Origin of the sequence: Glycomyces sp. L485, assembly GCF_022548875.1 — a bacterium.
Classification (GTDB): domain Bacteria; phylum Actinomycetota; class Actinomycetes; order Mycobacteriales; family Micromonosporaceae; genus Glycomyces.
This window is the reverse complement of sequence record NZ_JAKZEW010000005.1, coordinates 50,521-70,354: the sequence shown is the minus strand read 5'-3', so window position 1 is coordinate 70,354 and position 19,834 is coordinate 50,521. Positions and strand designations below refer to the sequence as shown.

Below are 19,834 nucleotides of genomic sequence, written 5' to 3'. Positions count from 1 at the left end.
CGCAATTCATCGAGGGGCGGGTCTGCGGGCCCGCCCCTCCTTCACCTCCCGGAGCTCTCCATGGCGGACATCGACCGCTACCGCGACTCGCGCGGCACCTCGGCGTTCGGCTACGGACTCCACCACGTGCAGATCCCCGTCCCGCCCGGCTCCGAAGACCGCTGCCGCGCGTTCTATGTCGACGTCCTCGGCATGACCGAGGTCGAGAAGCCGCCGGAGCTGGCGAAGCGAGGCGGGCTGTGGCTGCGCACCGACGGTCTCGAGATCCACCTCGGGATCGAGGAGGGCTGTTCGCCGTCCAAGAAGGCGCATCCGGGTATCCTCGCGGCCGGCCTCGACGCCCTCGCCGAGCGGCTCGAACAGTCCGGGCACGCCGTCGAGTGGGACGAGGACTTCATCGGGTTCCGACGGTTCCACACCCGCGATCCGCTCGGCAACCGGCTCGAATTCATGGCGGCCGTTGACGAATGACCGGGGCGACTGGCAGTCTCGGGGCATGGCCTCTCAGACGCACCACCTCGCGCAGGTGAACATCGCCAGGATGCTCGCCCCACTCGACACTCCGCGGATGCGCGGCTTCGTCGAGAAGCTCGACGCGGTCAACGCCGCCGCCGACTCCGCCGACGGGTTCGTGTGGCGGCTCATCGACTCCGACGGCTCCAGCGCCACCGACTTCCGCTTCTGGGGCGACGACTGGCTCATCGTGAACATGTCGGTGTGGACCTCCCCCGAAGCGCTCGTCGCCTACGTCTTCGGCGAGGATCACCGGCCGGTGCTCCAGCAGCGGCGCCAGTGGTTCGAGCACCTCGACGAGGCCGTCACGGCGCTGTGGTGGGTCCCGGCCGGCCACGAGCCGACCATCTCCGAGGCCGAGAAGCGGTTGACGCTCCTGCGCGAGAAGGGCCCGACGCCCGAGGCGTTCACCATGAGGGAGCGGTTTGCCGCCTCGGTGTCGTGAATGCGCTCACGACCGTTCCGCTGAGTTGCCCGCCGCCGACCCGCGCCTCCGCCTGGTCGGCTACGGGCCGTCGGGCGAGCACGGGCGGACGTCCGTCGCGGTCAGAGAGCTCCTCGCAGGCTGAGGAGTGCCTGGACCGGCCAGTGGTCCGAGGGCGTCAGGCCGTCCTCGGCGTAGGTGTTGACGGCGGCCTGATGGACCTCGATGCCGGGCTGGACGAGGATCCAGTCGATCCTGTCTCCTTCGGCTGGGTCGGTGCGCCAGCGGTTGAAGGTGCCCCAGGCTGGGGTGAGCCGCTCGGCGGCGGCGTCCCAGGCGTCGGTGAGTCCTGCGGCGGTGAGCATCCGATGGACCTTCGAGTCGGCGCCGCAGTTGAAGTCGCCGGCGACGATCGCCGGGGCCCCGAACCGGGCGAGGACGTCGAGGTTGAGCCCGGCGCCCTTGCGTCTGGCGCGCTCGGAGCGGTGGTCGAGGTGGTTGTCGACGACGTAGAAGTCCCTGCCGGCCTCCAGGTCCTCGAAGTGGATCCAGGTGAGCATGCGGACGGTGCGGCTCCCCCAGCTGCGCGAGCCGATGACGTTGGGGCGGCGGGAGAGCCACAGGTGGTCGTATTCGATCGGCGCCAGGCGGGACTCGTCCCAGAAGATCGCGGTGGACTCGCTGCGGCTGCCGCCGCCACGTCCGAGATGGAGCCAGTCGTAGCCGTCCAGGTCGGACTTGACGTCGAGAAGCTGGCGGAAGCGTCCCTCCTGTGTGCACAGCACGGTCGGGTGCTCGCGTTCGAGGACGGCGCCGACGAGAGGGCGGCGCTCGGCCCACGAGTGGGGCCGCCTGCCGCCGGCGGTGCGGAGGTTGTAGGTCATCACGTGGATGCCGGGAGCACGCGCGGCGCCGATGAGCGGCAGGTCGCGGTCTGGCTCGGGCTGATCTTCGGCGTCGACCATGAGTGCGACGATAGCGTCCCGAACGCGGACCGTGGGTCGAACGCCGGCCACCGGTCGCAGTGCGCCGGAAGTGAGACGCGGGCCTGCGCGGGCCAGAGGCCGGACGTTCCTGGAGCAGGTGTTCACGGCAGCCTGTGGACGCGGACGTCGGGGATGGCCATGGCCCGGTAGATGCGGTTGGCCTCCTCGCTGGGGGTCCCAGCCGTTCCGGTTCCCCGTTCATGGGTGATCTGCTCGCCCTGTGCCCCCATGCTCAGGAGTCCCTTCAGGATTGTCCTGCGTGATGGTCGAGATAGGCGGTGATTTCGCCGGCGTCGCCTTCGCCGACCCAGCCGATGTAGCCGTCGGGCCTGACGATGCGTTTTCAAGGACGGTGACCTCTACTCCGGCTTCGGCTAGGTCGCCGGCGAGCATCAGGCCGGCGGGTCCCGCGCCTACGACGATGACCTGAGCAGTCATGGCCGCCTCCTTCGAGGTGCGACCGACATCATTAATTCATCATATGATGAATTAAAAGGTAGCACCCGATCGGGAGAAAGGCATTCGAGAGCCGGGATCCGCAGGATCACGACGCGACAAGCGAAATGGCCCAGAAGACGACAACGGGGCCGCGGGAGGTGAGATACCCGCAGCCCCATGCGTACTGCCGATATTAGGTTAGCATAGCCTAACTATGAAGGTCGAGGAGTGTCACCAGCGTAGGAACGCACCGATCCCCTCGGCTTTCTCCGACATCTGCGCGTCGTCGCTGAGAATGGACACAGAGGCGTCGGTGCCCAGCGCCAACTCGATCATCTGCTCCCCCAGCCGCGCCTCCGCCACCGCCGTCGCGAGGTCGGGGTCGCCCGGGACGATCCCGTCGGCCAGCACCGACCCGGCCGGGATGCGGTGGCCGCTCCACACCGAGTCGTTCTTGAGCAGCAGACGGTCGACCCGGCCGCCTTGGAGCGCCTCCAGCACCGCCGTGGAGCCGAGCGCGGCCTTCGGCGGCGCCTCTGCGAAGTCGGCGGCGAGTCGCTCGTCCCTGTGTCGCCTGGCCTGGATCATCTCCGGGGCCAGCGCGTGCTCGATCTGCGCCGGCGTGGCGTGGCTGAGCACGAGCTGTGATGCCACGACCTCGGTCTTCAGGGAGTTGCTGAGCGCTTTGGATGCCGACTCGACCAGTTCCGGCTCGCCGGTGAGGACGAGGAACTCCCAGCCGAAGGCCGCCACATGGGCCTCCAATGTTGTGTGCGCGGCGGCCAGGAACCTGGCCAGGTGCTCGGCGATGCGGAAGTCGAACAGGTCCCGCTGCGACGAGGAGGACTGGCCCTCCTTCTTGCCCCAGGCGCTGCGCTGAGTCGCCGGTCCCGCGAACTCGCGCCATTCCTCGGTGGCGAGCTCGAACGCGAGCCCGGAGATCTCCTCGCATTGGCCGAAGCGGCTGTCGAGGATGCGCATGCCCCTGCCGTCGACGACGGCGATGCCGCAGGGCGAGCCTTCGGCCCAGGCGGCGAACATGGGGGCGATGTGGGAGCGGGGCGCGAACGCGACCCGGTCGGTCAAGGGCGTCTGCATCTCGACGTGGAACGTCTCGCCGTTGCTGAGCGGGACGAACAGCGCGCGGCCGATGCCGGGGGATCCGGGGCGGACGAGCTGCTCGATCTCCAGCTCCAGGTCGTGGAGCCGGCGGTCGAGGGCGCTCCGGGTGGATCCGTCGACCGACTCGAGGAGCAGCTTGACGCCCTTCTCGAGGCGGTTCTTCCAGGGCGGCTGCGACCCCACCTGCTTGGGGTCGGCGTTGACGTAAAGCGAGAGCACACCGGTGTCGTCGCGCAGGTTGACCAGACGGAGTTGTGTCTCGCGGTCCATCGGCATGGCGGCCTCCTCTTCCTTGAGCGGCATTCGCCTCAGGATATTCCGGGAGGAGGCCGCACGGGAAGGATTCGCCGGGTCAGATGGCACAGCCTTCGGGGCCGCAGGCCTCGGCGTCGCCGTTCAGAGCGACGAGGCCGGGTTTCCTTTCGCTCCAGGCCTTGTCGAGGACCTGGCTGAACATCTCCGTGGGCTGGGCGCCGGAGACGCCGTACTTGCCGTCGATGACAAAGAACGGCACGCCGGTGGCGCCGAGTCCGGCGGCTTCGGACTCGTCGGCGCGGACGGCGTCGCGGGCTCGGGGTCGTCGATGACGGCGGTGACCTCGTCCTTCTCCAGTCCCGCGGAGACGGCGACGTCGATGATGCGCTCGCGCTTGAACAGCGAGGCCTCCTCGGCGAAGTTGGCAGCGTAGAAGGCCTTCCAGGCCGCTTCGGCGAGGCCGCGGTCCGCGGCGAGGTGCAGGACCCGGTGGACGTCGAAGGTGCCGGCGACTTCGCGGCCTTCGGCCTGGTATTCGAGGCCTTCGGCGGCGGCGAGCTCGCGGAGGCGGTACTCGCCGTCCTGCGCCTGCTGGGGACTCATGCCGTACTTCTTGGAGAGCATCGAGGTGACCTGGACGGTGTCCTCGGTGCCGTGGCTGGGGTCGAGCTCGAAAGAGCGGAGGCGGATCTCGACGTCGTCGCGGTGGGCGAACTGCTCAACCGCCTTGTCGAAGCGGGCCTTGCCCACGTAGCACCACGGGCAGACGATGTCGGACCAGATGTCGACGCGAAGTTTCTCAGTCATAGAAGCTTCAACGAACCGCCTGTCGCCGAAATTTCGTGATGGCCGACTCAAGAGCCGCCGAAGCCCCCACACCCTGGACTCGCGCCCAAGCCCGCATTCAGGTACCCTTTTTCAGGCTCGGCGCGCCCCTTGCGCGTGCCCAGGGTGCTTAGCTCAGCGGTAGAGCGCTGCCCTTACAAGGCAGATGTCACTGGTTCGAACCCAGTAGCGCCCACCAGCCAATACGGCCCTCAGCGGACTTCCGCTGAGGGCCGTATGTCGCCATATCCGGGGCCATGGGCGGTGTAATTCGGTGTCGAGGAAGTCCTCTCCGAATACGTCATCGAGTAGATCGGCACCCGTGGTAATGACCGGTCGAAGCTGATGCCGGTAGACAGTCCTCGTCGTCGTGGTGGTCCTGTGCCCGACCAGGTCGGCTATCAGCTCCTCCTCTGCCCCTTCGTCGGACATCCAAGAGACGAAGGTGTGCCTCAGCTCGCGCGGGGCCCAGTTCCCCTTCACTTCTGCAAGCTCCACCACGGTCTTGAAGTAGCGGCGGACGTTGCCGGCGTCCTTCACGGTGTCGTCGCGGGTGCCGAAGACGTAGACGATGTCCTCGTGCTTGTGGCCGTTGCGCTTGCGGTCCTGGATCTGTTTGGCGTGGTATTCGGTGAGGATCCGGACCACGTACTTCGGCAGCGCGATCGTGCGGCGGCTCTTCTCAGTCTTGGTGTCGCCGCCGACCCGTACGGAGCGCCAGACCTCGACGTGCGGTCGTAGGTGCTCGCGATGGATTCGCCCACAGGTGCACCGCTCGCCCTTGACCGGGTTGAGGTGGGTGTGCGTCCACTTCAACGGCCGGGCTTCCTCCGTCCGGACCCCTGTGAACATCGACAGTGCCACGTAGGCGTGCGCCCAAGTCTCACGGCTCTTGCGGCATTGCCGGACGATGGCCTTGCCCTCTTCAAGAGTCAGGGCCTTGCTCGGTCGGCCCTTCGTCCCCTTGGGCGCTTCGACCAGGTCGGCGACGTTGCGCGCGATCTTGTTGCGCCGTTGCGCGAGCTTGATGATCCGGCGCAGAGTCCCGAGGATGCGCCGGATCGTGCTGGTCGCGTGAGTCTTGGTGAACCCTGCCAGGAAGTCGTCGATGTCGTCGGCGTTGAGCCGCTTGAGCCTGGCCTTGCCCAGGCCCGGGATGATGTGGTTCTCGATGTCGCTGCGGATGCGTTTGAACGTCTCGTCGTCCTCCTGGTGCTGCGGCAGGCCGCGCTTGATGAAGTCGCGGCAGGCTTCCTCGACGGTGTACTTGTCCCCCAGCTCGACGCCGTTGGCGAAGTCCTCTTTGAGTTCCTTGAAGCCGTCGCGGACTTCCCCCTTGGTGCGGCCCCTCACCTTCGGCCGGTTGCGGCTCCCGTCGGGCTTGTAACCTAGCGAGATCTCTCCGATGAAGCAGCCTTCGGCCTCGCTCCAGTAGATCGTGCCGTCACCACTACGACCCTTCTTGCGGCGCGGTGCCTTGTCGCTCATGATCGCTATTCCTCGCTTCCTTCGGTGATGAGCAGGGTGCGGTATTCGTTGAGCCATTCGGCCGGGATGCGTCGGGAGCGTCCGACCTTGACCGAGCGGAGTCGGCAGCGGCGCAGCTCCTCATAGATGCGGCTGCGTCCGATCCGTAGGACCGCCCCGGCTTCTTCGGGGGTGTAGAACGGCTCGACACTGGCGGGTGTAGTGGTGGTGTTCGGGTGTGTCATGCTGGGCTCACTTCTTTCTGAGGGCCTCGGCGGGTTTGCAGCTCGCGCCGGGGCCTTTTTCCTTGCCTGGCTGAACCCTTCGTGAACCCTTTCGGAAACATGGCCTGACCTGCGGAAAGACCGGGAAAGGGTTCAAAGGGTTCAAAGTTTCAAAGGGTTCAGACCCCGGGTGATCACCACAGCTCCTCGGCTTCGTCGCCGTCGTCGGCCACGGCCCACTGACCGCGCCGGGCCTGGACGAACCAGCCGTCTTGAGCGCCACGCCGCAGCGTGGTCTTGACCGAATCCGGGCTCAGGCCCGTCCCCGCAGCGATGGCAGAAGGGCCGGAGTCGGGATGCTCGCGCAGCCATGCGTGGACTACCGACTGGTTGTCGGTGGCGGTGAGCTGGCGCGGGTCACCTTCGAGGAGCGTCCAGGCGCCGGTGGCGGGGTTGAAGCCCATGGCGTGTTCGGTCTCTTCGACGTCGCGGCCGGTGATATTGAGGATGCCGTCCGCCTGGCCTCTGCCGCGCTTGAGCACGAGCGTGGCGTCGGCGGCCCCGGCGATGCCGTTGGTGCCCGACACCTCGGTCAGGAAGTCCTCAGAGCCTGCCTTGCGGATGTGGTGGACGGCGACGATGGCGATGCCGTGCTTGTCGGCCAAGCGCTTGAGAACGCCCACGGCGGCGTAGTCGCCGTCGTAGGCGCCCACGCCCGGGGTGGGTGCGGGACGGACCTTGGCGAACACGTCGACCACAATCAGGCGGGCGTCGGGGTGCTTGCGGATCCAGGCCTCGATCCACTCGTCGCCGCCCCGGTCGAGCCGGGGGCATTCGGTCAGCAGCGTCAGGCCCTCTGGCGCGTCCTGCCCGGCGAGGATGGTGCGCATCCGGGCTTGGAGGCGCCGGGCGGTGTCCTCCAAGGCGAGGTAGAGGACGGCGCCGGCGTCGACGGGGATCTTGCCGAACGCCCGGCCACCGGAGGCGATGGCGAGGGCCAAAGCCAGGGAGGCCCAGGACTTGCCGACCTTCGGCGGCCCGCACAGCAGTGACAGGCCCTCGCAGAGCATCCCGGGTACGGCCCACTTCGGCTCGGGGAAGACGGTGGCCATGAGCTGGTCGGCGGTCCAGGCGATCTGGCGCGGTTCGGGATCGAAGACGTCCTCGGCGTCGCTGCCCGGGCCGGGATCGGTGGCGGAATCGAACATGATCGGGCTCCTCTCTGTGGTGCTGTTAGTGGTCGGTGGTCTCGGCGGGCAGGGTGCGGGGTGTCTTGGCTCCGGCGGTGAGGCCGGAGGCGATGGTGCGGGCGATCTCGTTGACGCTGAGCCCGCTTGCGGCGGCGGCCTCGGTGAGCGGCCCGGCGGCGTCGGGCTCGGTGAGGTAGCCGCCCGCGACGAGTTGTCCGAGGGCGACGGCGGCGCAGTAGAGCCGGTGGTTGCGCCCGCCCTCGTGCGCGGCGGCGACAGCGGCCGTCTCGCGGTCGATGGCGGCGGCCAGGTAGCGCTCCAGGCGCGCCGAGCGTCGCTCGGCGCGACGCAGCCGGGCTGAGCCGGGAGCCGCCGCAGCGACAGCCCTGTGCTGGGGCCGCTCGACGGGCTTGAGGCGCTGCGCGAGCCAGTCGGGCAGTGGCGCGACCTCGCCGGTGTGGACGGCGGTGTAGGTGCCGGCATCGGTGCGCGAGCCCGGTGCGACGACGTAGCCGCCGACGGCGCGCGTATCGACCAGGTAGGCGAGGCCGCTCGCGGTGTTCCGTAGCTCGATCCCGGCAGGGCGGGTGAAGTACAGGTGCCAGCCGCCAGAGGGAGTGGCGACGGTGAAGGTCTCACCGAACCCGCTCGCGCCGCCCGCTTCGGCAGCGAGGGCGTCGTAACCGACCGCGCCGGTGTAGATGGACCCGTCCGGGTTGTAGCGCTCCTGCCCGCCCTTGGGGCGGTCGAGGTCGACCACGACCAGCCCGGCGGGCCCGCAGGCGAGTCCGATGTTCCACTCCCCTGCGGACCAGCATCGTTCGATACGTTCGGGGTCGGTGGTGGCGCGCTCCTCCCATCGCTTGATCGCGGGCCGCTTGCCGCCGACGGCGAGCGGGAAGATCGGCCAGCCGCGACGGGCGGCGGCCAGGGCGGCGGTGAGGAGATCGTTGGTGGTCATGACGGTGAGGCCTCCTTGGGATGCAGGCCCGGCTCTTCCTGGGCCCGGCATCGTGGTGTCTGCGGTCGGGTCGTCGATGTCGCGTGTCCGTAGAAGGCTGGCGGCACCGATTTGCGGCTCACCCGAGTCACCCGGCCCCTATGGGGGGTCGGTTTCCGGCTCACGGTGAGCCGGAAACCGGATTTATAGGTATGAATCGGACCAGCTTGCGCCGCAGCGTGAGCCGCAGTTCAGTCCTGTGAGCCGTAAACTGAGCCGGAAAATCGGACTATCGGGTATTAATCTCTTCGCTTGAGCCGGAAAATCCGGCTCGTGAGCCGCTGTTACTCGGGCTTGAGTGCGGCGAGGGTCTGCGACAGGTGGAAGGTGGCGGCGGCTTGGGCTATGGCCGACCAGGCTGCGGATTCGGTCTCCTCTCCTAGCTCGGCGTGGTCCTTGGCGCGTCCGAGTGCGACGGTGACCAGCTCGTCGAGCGTGTAGCCCTCCAGCGGGTTGTGGCCGATCTGGTAGCGGTCGCCTGGTTTCTTCTTCACGGTGTGGTGCCTTTCGGTTGTGATCACTGGTTAGGCGGTGACGAGTTGGTCGTCGGCCAGGTAGTAGCGGATGGCGCGGCCTTGGCCCTCGCGGCGGACCTTCGGGGCCTCGCCGGTCTGGAGGGCGGCCAGGACGCGCTTGGCGGTCGAGGTGGACACCTCGACGGCGCGTTCGATCTCGGCGCGCGACAGGCCCTTGTCGGCGGCCTGGACCAGAGCGGCGAGGACCGCACTCTGGCGCTCGTCGTCGCCTTCGACCGGCTCGTCCCCGGCGAGAATCCCGGCGCCGGAGGGCATCTGGTCGTCTTCGAGCGCGTCGGCCAGGAGCGTCGCCGCGTCCATGCCCTGCTCATCGGTGGTCAGGGCCGCTCGGGGAGCGAGGCCGGTGGCCACCTCTTGGCCGGCCGCCGGGCCGGTCTCGGTGCCCTCGGCGGCGCACAGTCCGTCGCCCCAGCCGAGCGTGCCGACCTCGACGGGGTGGAGGTTCGGGCGGTGCGCGGCGTAGGCGTCGACGACGCGGTTCCAGTCGTCCTCGTCGGCGATCTGGGAGTCCATGTCGTAGGACATGGTCTTGACCGGCTCGCCGCCGTCGAGGTCGCCCAGGAGGTTCATGCCGACCTTCGGCAGGCCCGCCTCCAGGAAGTTCACGTCCATGCCCTGCCAGATGTCGCCGGCGTCGACGGCCTTCTTGAGCTGGTGGACAACGTAGGTGCCCATCTGCGAGGTGAAGTCGGGGCGGATCATGTCCCTCTTGGCGGTCTGCGACATCGGCACGAGCATGATCCCGGCCTGACGAACGAACTGCCCCAGGCCGATCAGCAGGTCCCAGATCCTCTCGCCCTGGTCGGGGTCGGCCGCCGAGATGCGCAGCATCGTGTTCGCCAGTTCGTCGATGGGGTAGACGACGGCCGGGGAGTCCGGGCTCGGGACCCAGTTGCGGGCCCGCTTGCCGCCTGCGGTGCGGACCTCGCCGCGAGCCAGGCGCGCGCACCGGTCCGAGGCGAGGTTGTACAGGCCGATCAGGTCGGCTTCCAGCTCGTCGGCGGTGCGGGCGATGCGGTGCAGGGCACGGCCGAACGGCAGCCCGAGGTTGCCCGCCTTGGGGATGTCGCAGACACCGACGACGACGTCCTTGCAGGCGATGAGCGAGAGCAGGACCGCCGAGGCGGTGTTCGTCTTGCCCATACCGGACTTGCCCAGCAGCATCACGCAACGAGAGTCCTGGTTCTCGTTGTAGACCTTCACGGCCGCCACGGCAGCGGAGCCGAGGACCGAACCGGTGGGCAGGCCCTCGGTGACCGAGCGCGTGCCCGGCTCCCACGCCCCACCGGAGGCCCGGTTGTCCGCCTTGAGGGCGGGGTGCACTTTCTCGGCGGTCTGGTCGGGCGACTTGGCGAGGTGGACGATCTTGACCGACCGCGAGGAGCCCTTCTCGACCTTGCGGACCACGACGCGGTCCAGGTGGGTCTTGAGCATGTGGGCGACGTCGTCGGCCTTGATCTGGTCGGGCCGGTCCTCATCGCCGAGGTAGAGCCGCCACTCGCGGGAGCCGTCGGGCCCGATCCGGGTCGAGGTGATGCGGGTCCCGGTCGAGATACCGAGCTTGGCCAGCACGGTCTCCATGCGCCGTTCGGCGCGGCGTTCGGCCTTGTGCCCCTGGTAGGCCTGACCGTTCCACCACCAGGTGCCCAGGACGAGCCCGGCGACGGCGACGACCATGTACGCCTCGGCGTAGGCACCGGCGAGGATCAGCACCACCGACGAGACGGCCGTGAACAGCAAGAACGCGACGCCCGGGGCGCGGGCCGGGCGACCGAGCGTGCCGACCCACCCGTCGGCCCAGACGAACAGCACCACACCGACGGCGGCGGTCCAGGCCCACGCCCACGGCCCGTAGAGCCAGGAGAACAGGGTCGAACCGCCCGCGAAGGCAGCCGCCGCACCGATGCACAGGAACGGCAGCAGGCCACGCCAGTGCAGGACCGTGAACTCGGTCGCCTTGGCCGCGCCGCGCCCGGTCTGGGCGACCACGTGCCCGACCTGGCGGGTGTTTGCGCTGGTGGAACCCATGTCAGATGTCCTTTCGAGTGAGGGTCGGAGCGGCGGCGACGCGCCGCTCCGAGCGGTGCGAGGATCTAGGCGGCGCGACCGAGCGGGATGGTGAGGATCGTGGCCGTCCCGGTGCTCTCCTGCGCCATCTGCGAGCGGTAGAGGCTGGTCACGGCGCGGCGGGCGGCGCCGAACGCGGCCGCCGTGCCGACCGAGGCGTCCCCGGCCGCGCCCACTTTGGTGCGGACGCGCCGGTCGACTGCGAAGGCGCCCAGGCGAGTCGACAGGTTCGTGAGCGAGTCGGCGAGGACCGCCCAGCCTGCCTGGGAGACCTTGACGACCTCCAGGATCGAGGTGGCCTCCTCGTCCAGGCGAGGCTCGAAGGCCATGTAGCAGCTCGCGAGTTTGGTCGCGAGCGGGACCAGGCCTGCGGCCTCGTCCCCGTCGGAGACGGCAGGGAGCGTGTTGACGACCCCGGCATTCGAGTCCTCCTGGGTCAGGCGGTCGCTGTAGATCGTCTCGACCAGGCGTCGGGCCTGACGCATCCGCTCGGCGGTCGTCTCGGCGTCCTCGACCGCCTGGTAGAGGTGGTGGACGACGCGCGCGTGCATGTTGCAGGCGGCGACGACGTCGGAGAACATGTCGACCCCGCCTGCCAGGCGCAAGAACGCCTGGTAGGCGTCACTCATCAGGTTCAGAGTGGAGGTGGCCTCCCTCCCCTGCACGGGCGTGAAGTAGTCCAACTCGGCGGCGACGGCCACGAACAGGTGGCCCATCGGCGTGGAGCCGAGCATCTCTCTGCCGGTCTGCATCAGCGGTCCTCTCTGGAATGCGGTAGCGGGGCGAGTGATGTTGCGCGGGATCACGGTGACGGTCTTGCCGCCGTAGTCGACCTTCGCGGTCGGGGACTTCGCGCCCGCGTTCGTGATGACGGTGGCGGTTTCGCCTGCGCCGACGGTTTTGGTCTTGGTGGTCTGGCCGGCGAGCTTGCGGCCGCCTTTCCAGGCGGCCTTGGGCAGGTTCCACACCAAGCCCTTGCCGCCCCACGCGAGCAGGAACGTCGTCGGGTGGCGCATGAACCAGTTCTGCACGCGGCGCTTCTGGTGCTGGGCGACATTGCGACCGGTCTCGGACCAGAAGCCGGTCCACAGTCCCTTCGCCATGGGCGTCTCCAATCAGTGGCGGCGGGGACCGGGAGAGCAGCGAGCCCGGCCCCCGCCAGGGGTTGGCTATTCGGGCGCCTCGATCGAGGCGAACTGGTCGCGCAGGAGCCGGGCGCGGTCCCTTCCGATGCGGATGGTGCGGCGGATCGACTCGGCGCTCTCCGGGTCGATCGCGCGCCCGGTGCCGGGGTCGATCCGTCCGGTCTGGACGGCCTCGGCGAGCTCGCCGAGCACTTCGGCGTCAGACCTGGACTCCGGCGAGTCACCCTCGCTGGCCTGCGACGGTCCAGGCGCAGTCCAGGTGGACTCGGACTGGACCGGGGCCGTCTGCACCGCGACGCGGAAAGCGGTTTGCGGCCCAGGCTTCGGCTCAACTGAGGCCTCGGTGAGAGCCTGGCGGGAGTGATGGATCAGGCGCGGCACCAGGTTCGCCGAGATCGCCAGCCCTGCCGGGACGATCGCCCACACGAACGCCGCAGGGGTGAGGCCGTCGACGGCCACGTGAAGGCCGACGTTCAGCACCAGGGCCACGGTGACCAGGGCCCATTCGAGGCGGCGGTACGGGTTGGCCTCGCCCTCCCCGACCGCGCCGAGGATCTGCGCGACCAGGATCGCGACGATCGGGAGCGTCAGCAGCGGCTCAACCATCCAGTTGATGAGCTGCGTGCCCGGGGAAAGCACATCGAGGCTCACGCCCACATTGACCGCGCCCAGGCCGGCGGCCAGGATGGCCGGCAAGACCGCGATCCACGGCACCAGCCGCTCAGCGGCAGCGAGGCGCACGATCCGCGAGGTCGGGTCCAGGGCCCGGTCGCGACGCTCCAGGGCCGCCGCCGCGCGGTTCTCCCGACGCCGGCGCGCTTCGGCCATGCGCGCCTCGTGCTCAGCCTGCTTGCGCGCGCCCTCTGCGGCCAGCTCGGCACGCAGCCGCGCGACCTTGCCGTCCAGCCCACGCTCGACGGCACGCTGACCGGCGGCCTGGGCGATGATCTCGCGGGCCTCAGGCTCGGAGATCGCCGCCGCCAAGACCTCGACGTCGGCGGCGGAAGTCGCCGCCGCCCGCTTCAGGGCCGCTTTCGCCGCCTCCGGGTTGGGCCGGGCCAGCTCACCGGTGGGCCTGCCCTTGACGTCCAACACGGAGGGCCACAGCCACGAGTCGGCCTCCGGGTCCACCTCGACGGCCGCTACAGGTCGGGGATCACGCGCCGCCGGCGTCTGCACGGCGGCGCAAGTCGGCTCGACGCCAGTAGCGGCCAGGACGGCGTCCTCGATCGACGCCCAATCACCGCCAGGCTCGTCCGGCCCGATCACGGTGTTGTCAGTGGTCATGACTGGTCTCCGATCTCGCCCAGCAGGGCGGCAGTGAGGGGTTCGACCTCGTCGGCGATGCCAAGCCGGATGCATACCGAGCCGAAGCGCGCTTCGGCGGCGTCGACCAGGCCGCGTGCGGCCTCAGCGAGGGCGGTGTTGTTCTCTTCGATCAGTTCGAGCAGCTCGGACTCGCCGAGCGCCGCGAACGCGGGGAAGTCGGTGGCGAAGGCGCGCATCAGGCCACCTCCAGCCCGGTGGCGGGCGTGAAGCTGGTCGCGGCTTCGTGGCAGTCGAGGCACTCGCCGAAGCGGCGCGGGATGTAGTGGTCGAACTCCCGCTCACAGGTCGGGCACGTCGACAGCGTCACCCAGGCCTTCATCAACGCCCGCAACTGCGCGGGCGTGGCCTCGCGCTTGGGCACCGCCTGGTCCTCGCGGTACAGGTACGCCCGGCGCCGGCCGCGCCGCCACAGGATCTGCGCCGCGATCCCCTGGCGGCCCGGGGTCAGGCCCTTGGCGGCGAGCTGACGGCGCGTAGCCAGGCCACGGGGCGCGTGCCGGTAGTTGAACGTCGGCAAGCCGAACCACTCGGCGGCGGGGTCGTCGAACTCGGCGCGATACATCGCTAGCCCTCCTCGGTCTCGTCGTCGGCACCGAAGTAGCGGACTTCGCCGGGGTCGACGGTGTCGGGGAAGGGACGGCCAGGCGTCTCCAGATAGATCCTGGTGGCGCCGTTGGTGACGTGCTCGATCGTGCGCAGTTTGCCGCCGTGCCAGACCCGGTCGCCGGGGCCGATGAGCACCCCGTCGCCGGAGTAGGCCAGGTTCTCCCTCATCGCGCGCCCCCGAAGTCGACGGCCGCGCCCAGCTCGGCGGCGCGGGTACGGGCGATCTTCTTGACCAGGGCCGTCGCCTTGGCCTTTGACAAGCTCTCGGCGACCGGGTTGGGCTCGGCGGTGGTGAGGTCGTAGACCTTCCATCCCTGCCCGCGCTCGACGTACGCTCCGGCCAGTCCGTATCCGGTGTGGATGTCGTGCGCGGAGTCGGCCAGGGTCGCGCCCACCTGCTCGCGGTTCGACCAGAACCGGACCTTCGGCTCGGCGCGGCGCCGCCATGCCGGCAAAACCGGCAGCAGGCTCCACAGGTTCAACACCCAGCGGCAGGACCGCCTGCCGGTCTCGGTGGTCACGACCAGGGCCGACCGTCCGGTCCGCTCAACGGTCTTGACGGTCTCCCAGCGGCCAGCGGCCGTGAAGACCTGATCGCCCTCGCAGAGGCGGTCAGCGCGCCGCTCCAGCGGCTCGACCTCGTCGTATTCGCTCACCTGCCACACCTCCCTCTTGCTTGATTCGGCTTGGCTCATCAGCACCCCGGAAGCCACCCGGAATGGACCAGACCCGAAGGCCCGGTTTCGCCTATCGACGGCCGTGGCGCCGGGCCGCAGCCTTGGCGTCCCGCTCCTTGCGGAAGCTGGACTCGCTCTCCTTGGTCCGCCCGTGCGTGGCGTTGCGGTCGTTCTTGAAGGCGGTCAGCTCGGTCTTGTTGTCACCTCGTGAGACCAGGAACTTGTGGGTCTTTGTCTCCGCCTTGGACACACGGCTGCTCGGTTCGGTCTTGGTCCAGTTGAGTTTCTTGCCGCCCATGTCGCGCTCCTTCGCTTCGTTCGGCTTGGCTCGTCAGCGGGCCGGGAACCACCCGGCACCGGACGCGGCTCTGTGGCCGCGTTTCGCCACTAGTCGAGGGCCCCGTCGAGGTACCGGTAGTAGGCGTCGGCGAGGACCTGCTTGTGGTCGAAGGCCATCGGGCGCTGCAGCGCGTCCTGGATGTCGACCCAGGCGGCCGAAGCGGCGTCGTCCCCGGCCTGCACCCGCGTCCCGAACGGCACGGTCACGGCGTAGGCGACCGAGACGACCCGGCCCCTGGGATCGCGGCCGGGCTCGTCGTACACACCCACCTGGTAGAGCCGGACCGGGTCGAGGTCGAGCCCGGTCTCCTCGGCAGCCTCACGGGCGGCGGCAGTCCGGCAGGTCTCACCGGAGTCGACGTAGCCACCTGGCAGCGCCAGGTGGCCCTCGAACGGAGCCCAGCCGCGCTCGATCAGCAGCACCTCACCACCACGGAACGCGATGATGTCGGTCGTCAAGTTGACGGCCTCGATCGTGTCGTTGGTGCCAGACATACGCTGTCTCCCTTGCTAGTTGGCTTGGCTCATCAGCACCCCGGAAGCCACCCGAGATGGACCAGGCACACAGGCCCGGTTTCGCCGTCAAGCGGCCTTTGACGCCAGACCAGCGGTGAAGACCTCGCGCCGGGCCACCTGCCGGCGGGCACGGATTCGAGTGGCGAGCGTGACAACACGAGCAGGGCTGACCACCCGGCCCGCCGACACCTGCCCCAGCAAGCCCGGCTCCAGCGGTGAACCCAGAGCGTCGACCACGGTCACGTTGCGGGCCAGCAAGAACCGGGCCCGACGCAGGCACACCTGACGGCGCTGCATCAGCGCCCGCTTCGCCGCCTGCCACTCCGCCACCGTCAACTCGATCGCCTCACCGGAGACCGCGCGATTCACCGCGACCTCATCGATCAGATACGGGTCAGCCGGGCACTCCTCAGGAAGACCCGCCTCTGCCGCGGCTTCCTTGTCCGCCAGCAGCGTCGCCTCCCAGCACTCCGGGCACGCCACGTCCTCCCACGACGGCGAGTGACCATGCCGGGAGCGGCACAGCCGCGCCGCCGCTGACGCCACCGGATGCGAACCGTCAAAACCCATCAGAACCTCCTGAGCCTGTCGTTGCCATCACATGCCGTGATGGGCAATACAGGTAAGCTATCAGTTGATAACTATCGGAGTCAACTGGAAGCCGTAAACTTCCCATACTCTGAGATACTGCGATCAATAGCGCAGGTAGAGAGCGATTGACTTCGCGGAGCTAGCTGATACTCTGACGATCAACTGAGAGGAATTTGCATGACCAACAAGCGTGAGCTGATCACCGGGGCGTCGCTACACGAGCAGATCGCCCGGATCATCAGGACCGACATCGAGGCGGGCAAGCTCAGGCACGAACAGAAGTTGCCCTCCGACCGCGAACAGGCTGAGCGCTTCGGAGTCAGCTCTCCGGTAGTCGCCAAGGCCATGAAGATGTTGACCGAGGAAGGTCGAGTCGTTACCAAGCCTCGCGCCGGTCGCATCGTGAACGCACCCGACCAACTTGAGAACTCCGAGGTAAAGACTCCCGTGCCTCACCTTGTCCTCATCGGCGGCTATGCGGGAAGCGGCAAATCAGAACTTGGACGGACCCTGTCTCGCCTGACAGGGTGGGCGATGGTCGACAAGGACACCACTACCAGACCTGTGGTAGAGAAGGCTCTCGAAGTCATGGGCTCCTCACCTAACGACCGGGAATCTGACCTGTACCTCTCCGAGGTCCGCCCACGTGAGTATGAAGCGATGGTCGCAACCATCACTGAGAACATCACCTCAGGCGGGAACGTCATCGCGACAGCTCCGTTTGTCAAGGAGCTGCGCGACGACGCTTGGATTCAGCGCCTCCAGTCGCTTTGCGACAGCTCTGGCGCAGGCCTTACGGTCGTTTGGGTGTACTGCGACCCCGAATCCATGCATACGTACCTGAGGGCACGTGGTGCGGCCCGCGACACCACGAAGCTCGACAACTGGCAGGACTACCTCAGCAAGATCGACCTGGATTACCGACCTTCGATCGAGCACGCCGTTATTGACAACTCAGTCAACAGCGTCCCCCTCTTGGGGCAAGCAAAGGCCCTCGTGTCCAAGATTCTGGGGTAGTCGTAAACATCGGTTGCGCTACTGCGCTCGGAGGCTGAAACAGGGGGAGTTTCCCTGCGATACGCCTCCGACCTGCGGAAACATAACCCGCTGAGAGCCACGCTGGGCGACTTTCAGGGCTTGTCCCTATGTCGGTACACCCCCGTTTGCCCACGTCAATGCAGGTTTCGACGCGATTGGGCCCCCTTCTTGTAGACGTTCTACAAGAAGAGGGCCTTCTTATTGGATTTCGAGATATGAAACTTTGAACCCTTTGAACCCTTTCCCGGCCTTTTCGCAGCTCAGTGTGGGTTTGCGGAAGGGTTCAAGAAGGGTTCACCACTCTGCCTAGCCGCAGTAGTGGACGGCACCCCCAATGTTTCAGCCTCCAAGACCCGCAAGGGCCAGGTGTGAATCGGGGCCACATTCGGGGCCACACACGCGAGACGCCAGCGGACACCAATGGACACTCAGGGATATCACATGCCTGGTTAGGGCAGCTATTCAGACACTTCACCTGCCTCGATTCACCCTCCAGTTCGGGCTTACAAGGCAGATGTCACTGGTTCGAACCCAGTAGCGCCCACCAACCTAATAACCAGGACATTCAGGCAGTTACACCCCATGTCAAATGATCCGGGTCGGGTTATTCCAGGTTATGACCAAGACTCGCCGGCTCCTACCGCACTTCTTGACCGACGCGAACCTGCCTCCGGTTCGGTGTTTCGGGAGACGCGCCCGTCGCTGGCGCTGGGTATCGTAAGGACACTCCACTTGCACCGTCTTGGAGGCAGCCCTCATCGCGAACGAACCCGTCAGCGCCGCCACCTTCGGCGGCCTCGTCGAGGTCTCGCCGCCCTGTTCGAGCACATCGAGATCGAACGTGTCGCGCGACTGCCGCCTCCGCGGGACCGGCGCCGCCGAGGTGATGGCCGGCATCGCTCACCTCCACAACCGCACCCTCGCCCGCTGACGATCTCGAACCACGCTGACAGCTCTCGGTCCCCACGCCCAAGATCGACATCCCGACATCCGTCAGAGCGGTTCGCCGAGTGGCCCGTAGTCCTCGGCCAGTGCGCTGCCCCAATGTCCCGCCCAGTCCGGCTGCGTACCGTCCGCATCGGTGAACCCGTACTCCTTGTAAAGCCCCCAAGTGGCGAGGGCCCGTCCGGTCTTGGCCATGACGCCGGGATCAGCGGCCAGGGCGGCCACCGCTCGGCCCAGGTAAGCAGGAGTCTCGGAATGGGCGAAGTGCGGGTCTTTGGCGGCACCGTCGCGCCAGTTGTCCTCGGTGACGCCGAAACCTTCCAACATCGCCTCCGAGCGCAGGAAGCCGGGCGTGATGGCCACCGCCGCAACATTGTGGGATCGCAGTTCCGCGGCCTGGGCCACGGCGAGGCGGATGACAGCGGACTTGGCGAGGTCGTAGAAGAACGAGCCCCGGTATCGATCGGTGTTGCCGTCCGTCACCTCCACCACCAGGCCGCTCTTGCGAGCAACCATGAGCGGCAGGGCGAACCTACTGGTGATCACGTGGGTCTCCACCGCCCGCCGCAGCAGGCGCAGACCCGTGTCCAAGTCCTGCTCCCACAGGGGGTGCTCCCAGTCGGTCAGATGATCGCCGCCCCACACCGAGTTGACGAGGACGTCGAGTCGGCCGCCCTGTTCGGCCGCGACCTGCTCGATCAGGGCCCGGACTTCCTCCGGTCGGCTGTGGTCGGTGCGCACCGGGATGCCGGTCCCGCCCGACGCCGTGACCTGTTCGGCGGCCTCTTCGATGGTTTCGGGTCGGTCGATATCGGACCGTCCCGCGGCGCTGCTGCGGCCGGTGACGTACACGGTGGCGCCCGCGGTCCCGAGCTCGACGGCGATGCCCTTCCCTCCGCCTCGAGTGCCACCGGCGACAAGGGCGACTTTTCCAGTGAGCGGCTGTTCGTGACTGGTCATGATGCCTCCGAATTGCGGTTGTCGTCGGACCGGGTATGAGATGACAGGAGGGCCCGGATCTCGTGTCGGAGCCGCTGCGGCAGCGTGCCCTGCCGATCGAGGGCCCACGACAGGCCCGTGCCGGCGATGATCGCCTGGATCGACCCCGCCAGCCCGGCCGTATCGGTCTCGGCCCGGAGGTCTGCTCGAGCGACCGCTTCGTCCAGCAGTGATCGGATCGCCGCACACTGAGCCTCGTGGATCACCAGCGCATGCTCGTGAAGCCGCGGGTCGGTGAGGTCCATGCACAGGAACGCCAAGTGGTTGGCGAAGATTTCGGGCGTGGTCATCGGCGCCATCGATTCCACGGCGAGCGCCTCCAGCGCCGGCAGTGGCGCGGCGTGCTGCTCCCGCAGCCGCTCGAACGCCTCGTTGGCGCCCCGAGCGGACCGTTCGGCCAGGGCGACGAGGAGTCCGTGTTTGGATCCGAAGCGCTGTATCAGCGTTGCGGGGACGACTCCTGCCTCCGCGGCTACGGCGGCCAGCGTCAACTTCGCCGGGCCGACCCGCCCGATGACAGCGGCCGCCCGCTGCAAGATCACCGCATCGTCAATCCCACGAGGACGTCCCGTCACAGCTGCCTCCCATTACTAAATGACTGT

At 68.1% G+C, this 19,834-nt stretch carries 25 protein-coding genes, 1 tRNA gene, 2 other RNA genes and 2 pseudogenes; 6 read left to right on the top strand and 24 right to left on the bottom strand.

Annotation, left to right across the window (positions count from 1 at the left end; translation table 11 throughout):
• Positions 1 to 60 precede the first annotated feature (60 nt).
• Together L0U85_RS04960 and L0U85_RS04955 are read left to right on the top strand one after the other, a co-directional pair.
• Entirely contained in the window at positions 61 to 471 is a 411-nt protein-coding gene (locus L0U85_RS04960; protein ID WP_241376652.1) for a VOC family protein, read from the top strand.
• Positions 472 to 496: 25 nt separating this feature from the next.
• Positions 497 to 958: a DUF3291 domain-containing protein gene (locus L0U85_RS04955; RefSeq protein ID WP_241376651.1), complete on the top strand. Its 462-nt coding sequence runs from the start codon at positions 497 to 499 to the stop codon at positions 956 to 958.
• A 101-nt stretch (positions 959 to 1,059) separates the two neighbouring features.
• Here the strand turns inward: L0U85_RS04955 and L0U85_RS04950 are convergent, their stop codons facing one another.
• The 5 genes and pseudogenes from L0U85_RS04950 to L0U85_RS04935 form a co-directional block, all read right to left on the bottom strand.
• Positions 1,060 to 1,902 (bottom strand): endonuclease/exonuclease/phosphatase family protein, encoded by an 843-nt coding sequence (locus L0U85_RS04950; RefSeq protein WP_241376650.1) that lies wholly within the window; start codon positions 1,900 to 1,902, stop codon positions 1,060 to 1,062.
• Between the two features lie 122 nt (positions 1,903 to 2,024).
• Entirely contained in the window at positions 2,025 to 2,153 is a 129-nt protein-coding gene (locus tag L0U85_RS20450; protein WP_277605388.1) for a hypothetical protein, read from the bottom strand.
• The gene (locus tag L0U85_RS21090; protein ID WP_347177357.1) at positions 2,122 to 2,361 is read right to left on the bottom strand and encodes an FAD-dependent oxidoreductase; all 240 of its coding nucleotides are present in this window, start codon (positions 2,359 to 2,361) and stop codon (positions 2,122 to 2,124) included. Before L0U85_RS21090 ends, L0U85_RS20450 begins: the two co-directional genes overlap by 32 nt.
• A 231-nt stretch (positions 2,362 to 2,592) precedes the next feature.
• Positions 2,593 to 3,786, bottom strand: coding sequence for a VLRF1 family aeRF1-type release factor (locus L0U85_RS04940; protein ID WP_241376649.1), 1,194 nt, complete (start codon positions 3,784 to 3,786; stop codon positions 2,593 to 2,595).
• Positions 3,787 to 3,835: 49 nt separating this feature from the next.
• Positions 3,836 to 4,545 (bottom strand): annotated as a pseudogene (locus L0U85_RS04935) (DsbA family oxidoreductase).
• 142 nt (positions 4,546 to 4,687) lie between these two features.
• Here L0U85_RS04935 and L0U85_RS04930 point away from each other — a divergent pair.
• Positions 4,688 to 4,762: transfer RNA gene (locus L0U85_RS04930), tRNA-Val, on the top strand.
• Between the two features lie 203 nt (positions 4,763 to 4,965).
• On the opposite strand, the pseudogene L0U85_RS21085 reads toward L0U85_RS04930, so the two are convergent.
• A pseudogene (locus tag L0U85_RS21085) lies at positions 4,966 to 5,475 on the bottom strand (tyrosine-type recombinase/integrase); the annotation flags it as partial.
• Here L0U85_RS21085 and L0U85_RS04920 point away from each other — a divergent pair.
• Entirely contained in the window at positions 5,434 to 5,955 is a 522-nt protein-coding gene (locus L0U85_RS04920; RefSeq protein ID WP_241376646.1) for a hypothetical protein, read from the top strand. The pseudogene L0U85_RS21085 and the gene L0U85_RS04920 overlap by 42 nt on opposite strands.
• A 101-nt stretch (positions 5,956 to 6,056) precedes the next feature.
• Here L0U85_RS04920 and L0U85_RS04915 read toward each other — a convergent pair whose 3' ends face one another.
• From L0U85_RS04915 to L0U85_RS04840, 16 genes are all read right to left on the bottom strand, one after another.
• Positions 6,057 to 6,275: an excisionase family DNA-binding protein gene (locus L0U85_RS04915; RefSeq protein WP_241376645.1), complete on the bottom strand. Its 219-nt coding sequence runs from the start codon at positions 6,273 to 6,275 to the stop codon at positions 6,057 to 6,059.
• 173 nt (positions 6,276 to 6,448) lie between these two features.
• Positions 6,449 to 7,462 (bottom strand): AAA family ATPase, encoded by a 1,014-nt coding sequence (locus tag L0U85_RS04910; protein ID WP_241376644.1) that lies wholly within the window; start codon positions 7,460 to 7,462, stop codon positions 6,449 to 6,451.
• Between the two features lie 25 nt (positions 7,463 to 7,487).
• Complete coding sequence (locus tag L0U85_RS04905; RefSeq protein ID WP_241376643.1) at positions 7,488 to 8,405, bottom strand: bifunctional DNA primase/polymerase; 918 nt, start codon at positions 8,403 to 8,405, stop codon at positions 7,488 to 7,490.
• 323 nt (positions 8,406 to 8,728) lie between these two features.
• Positions 8,729 to 8,938, bottom strand: coding sequence for a hypothetical protein (locus L0U85_RS04900; RefSeq protein WP_241376642.1), 210 nt, complete (start codon positions 8,936 to 8,938; stop codon positions 8,729 to 8,731).
• Positions 8,939 to 8,968: 30 nt separating this feature from the next.
• The gene (locus L0U85_RS04895) at positions 8,969 to 11,008 is read right to left on the bottom strand and encodes a hypothetical protein (RefSeq protein ID WP_241376641.1); all 2,040 of its coding nucleotides are present in this window, start codon (positions 11,006 to 11,008) and stop codon (positions 8,969 to 8,971) included.
• 65 nt (positions 11,009 to 11,073) lie between these two features.
• Positions 11,074 to 12,150 (bottom strand): hypothetical protein, encoded by a 1,077-nt coding sequence (locus tag L0U85_RS04890; RefSeq protein ID WP_241376640.1) that lies wholly within the window; start codon positions 12,148 to 12,150, stop codon positions 11,074 to 11,076.
• 66 nt (positions 12,151 to 12,216) lie between these two features.
• The gene (locus L0U85_RS04885) at positions 12,217 to 13,479 is read right to left on the bottom strand and encodes a hypothetical protein (RefSeq protein WP_241376639.1); all 1,263 of its coding nucleotides are present in this window, start codon (positions 13,477 to 13,479) and stop codon (positions 12,217 to 12,219) included.
• A complete protein-coding gene (locus tag L0U85_RS04880; protein ID WP_241376638.1) occupies positions 13,476 to 13,697 on the bottom strand; it encodes a hypothetical protein in 222 nt (73 codons plus the stop codon). Before L0U85_RS04880 ends, L0U85_RS04885 begins: the two co-directional genes overlap by 4 nt.
• Positions 13,697 to 14,083, bottom strand: a complete 387-nt coding sequence (locus L0U85_RS04875; RefSeq protein WP_241376637.1) for an RRQRL motif-containing zinc-binding protein — start codon at positions 14,081 to 14,083, stop codon at positions 13,697 to 13,699. The genes L0U85_RS04880 and L0U85_RS04875 overlap by 1 nt, the downstream gene beginning before the upstream one ends.
• A 2-nt stretch (positions 14,084 to 14,085) precedes the next feature.
• Positions 14,086 to 14,295 (bottom strand): hypothetical protein, encoded by a 210-nt coding sequence (locus L0U85_RS04870; RefSeq protein ID WP_241376636.1) that lies wholly within the window; start codon positions 14,293 to 14,295, stop codon positions 14,086 to 14,088.
• On the bottom strand, positions 14,292 to 14,783 hold the full coding sequence (locus L0U85_RS04865; protein WP_241376635.1) for a hypothetical protein: 492 nt from the start codon (positions 14,781 to 14,783) through the stop codon (positions 14,292 to 14,294). Before L0U85_RS04865 ends, L0U85_RS04870 begins: the two co-directional genes overlap by 4 nt.
• Before the next feature lie 23 nt (positions 14,784 to 14,806).
• Positions 14,807 to 14,876, bottom strand: an RNA gene (locus tag L0U85_RS04860) — hammerhead ribozyme type II.
• Complete coding sequence (locus L0U85_RS04855; protein ID WP_241376634.1) at positions 14,875 to 15,102, bottom strand: hypothetical protein; 228 nt, start codon at positions 15,100 to 15,102, stop codon at positions 14,875 to 14,877. The genes L0U85_RS04860 and L0U85_RS04855 overlap by 2 nt, the downstream gene beginning before the upstream one ends.
• Positions 15,103 to 15,191: 89 nt before the next feature.
• Positions 15,192 to 15,638, bottom strand: a complete 447-nt coding sequence (locus L0U85_RS04850) for an NUDIX hydrolase (protein WP_241376633.1) — start codon at positions 15,636 to 15,638, stop codon at positions 15,192 to 15,194.
• 17 nt (positions 15,639 to 15,655) lie between these two features.
• An RNA gene (locus L0U85_RS04845) (hammerhead ribozyme type II) lies at positions 15,656 to 15,725 on the bottom strand.
• Entirely contained in the window at positions 15,726 to 16,229 is a 504-nt protein-coding gene (locus L0U85_RS04840) for a hypothetical protein (RefSeq protein ID WP_241376632.1), read from the bottom strand. It abuts the RNA gene before it with no gap.
• Positions 16,230 to 16,427: 198 nt separating this feature from the next.
• On the opposite strand from L0U85_RS04840, the gene L0U85_RS04835 reads away from it, so the two are divergent.
• Both L0U85_RS04835 and L0U85_RS04830 read left to right on the top strand, forming a co-directional pair.
• Positions 16,428 to 17,267 (top strand): GntR family transcriptional regulator, encoded by an 840-nt coding sequence (locus L0U85_RS04835; protein ID WP_241376631.1) that lies wholly within the window; start codon positions 16,428 to 16,430, stop codon positions 17,265 to 17,267.
• A 763-nt stretch (positions 17,268 to 18,030) separates the two neighbouring features.
• Positions 18,031 to 18,219, top strand: coding sequence for a hypothetical protein (locus L0U85_RS04830; protein ID WP_241376630.1), 189 nt, complete (start codon positions 18,031 to 18,033; stop codon positions 18,217 to 18,219).
• A gap of 62 nt (positions 18,220 to 18,281) precedes the next feature.
• On the opposite strand, the gene L0U85_RS04825 is transcribed toward L0U85_RS04830, so the two are convergent.
• Positions 18,282 to 19,193 (bottom strand): SDR family oxidoreductase, encoded by a 912-nt coding sequence (locus L0U85_RS04825; RefSeq protein WP_241376629.1) that lies wholly within the window; start codon positions 19,191 to 19,193, stop codon positions 18,282 to 18,284.
• Entirely contained in the window at positions 19,190 to 19,807 is a 618-nt protein-coding gene (locus L0U85_RS04820) for a TetR family transcriptional regulator (protein ID WP_347177356.1), read from the bottom strand. Before L0U85_RS04820 ends, L0U85_RS04825 begins: the two co-directional genes overlap by 4 nt.
• Between the last annotated feature and the right edge of the window lie 27 nt (positions 19,808 to 19,834).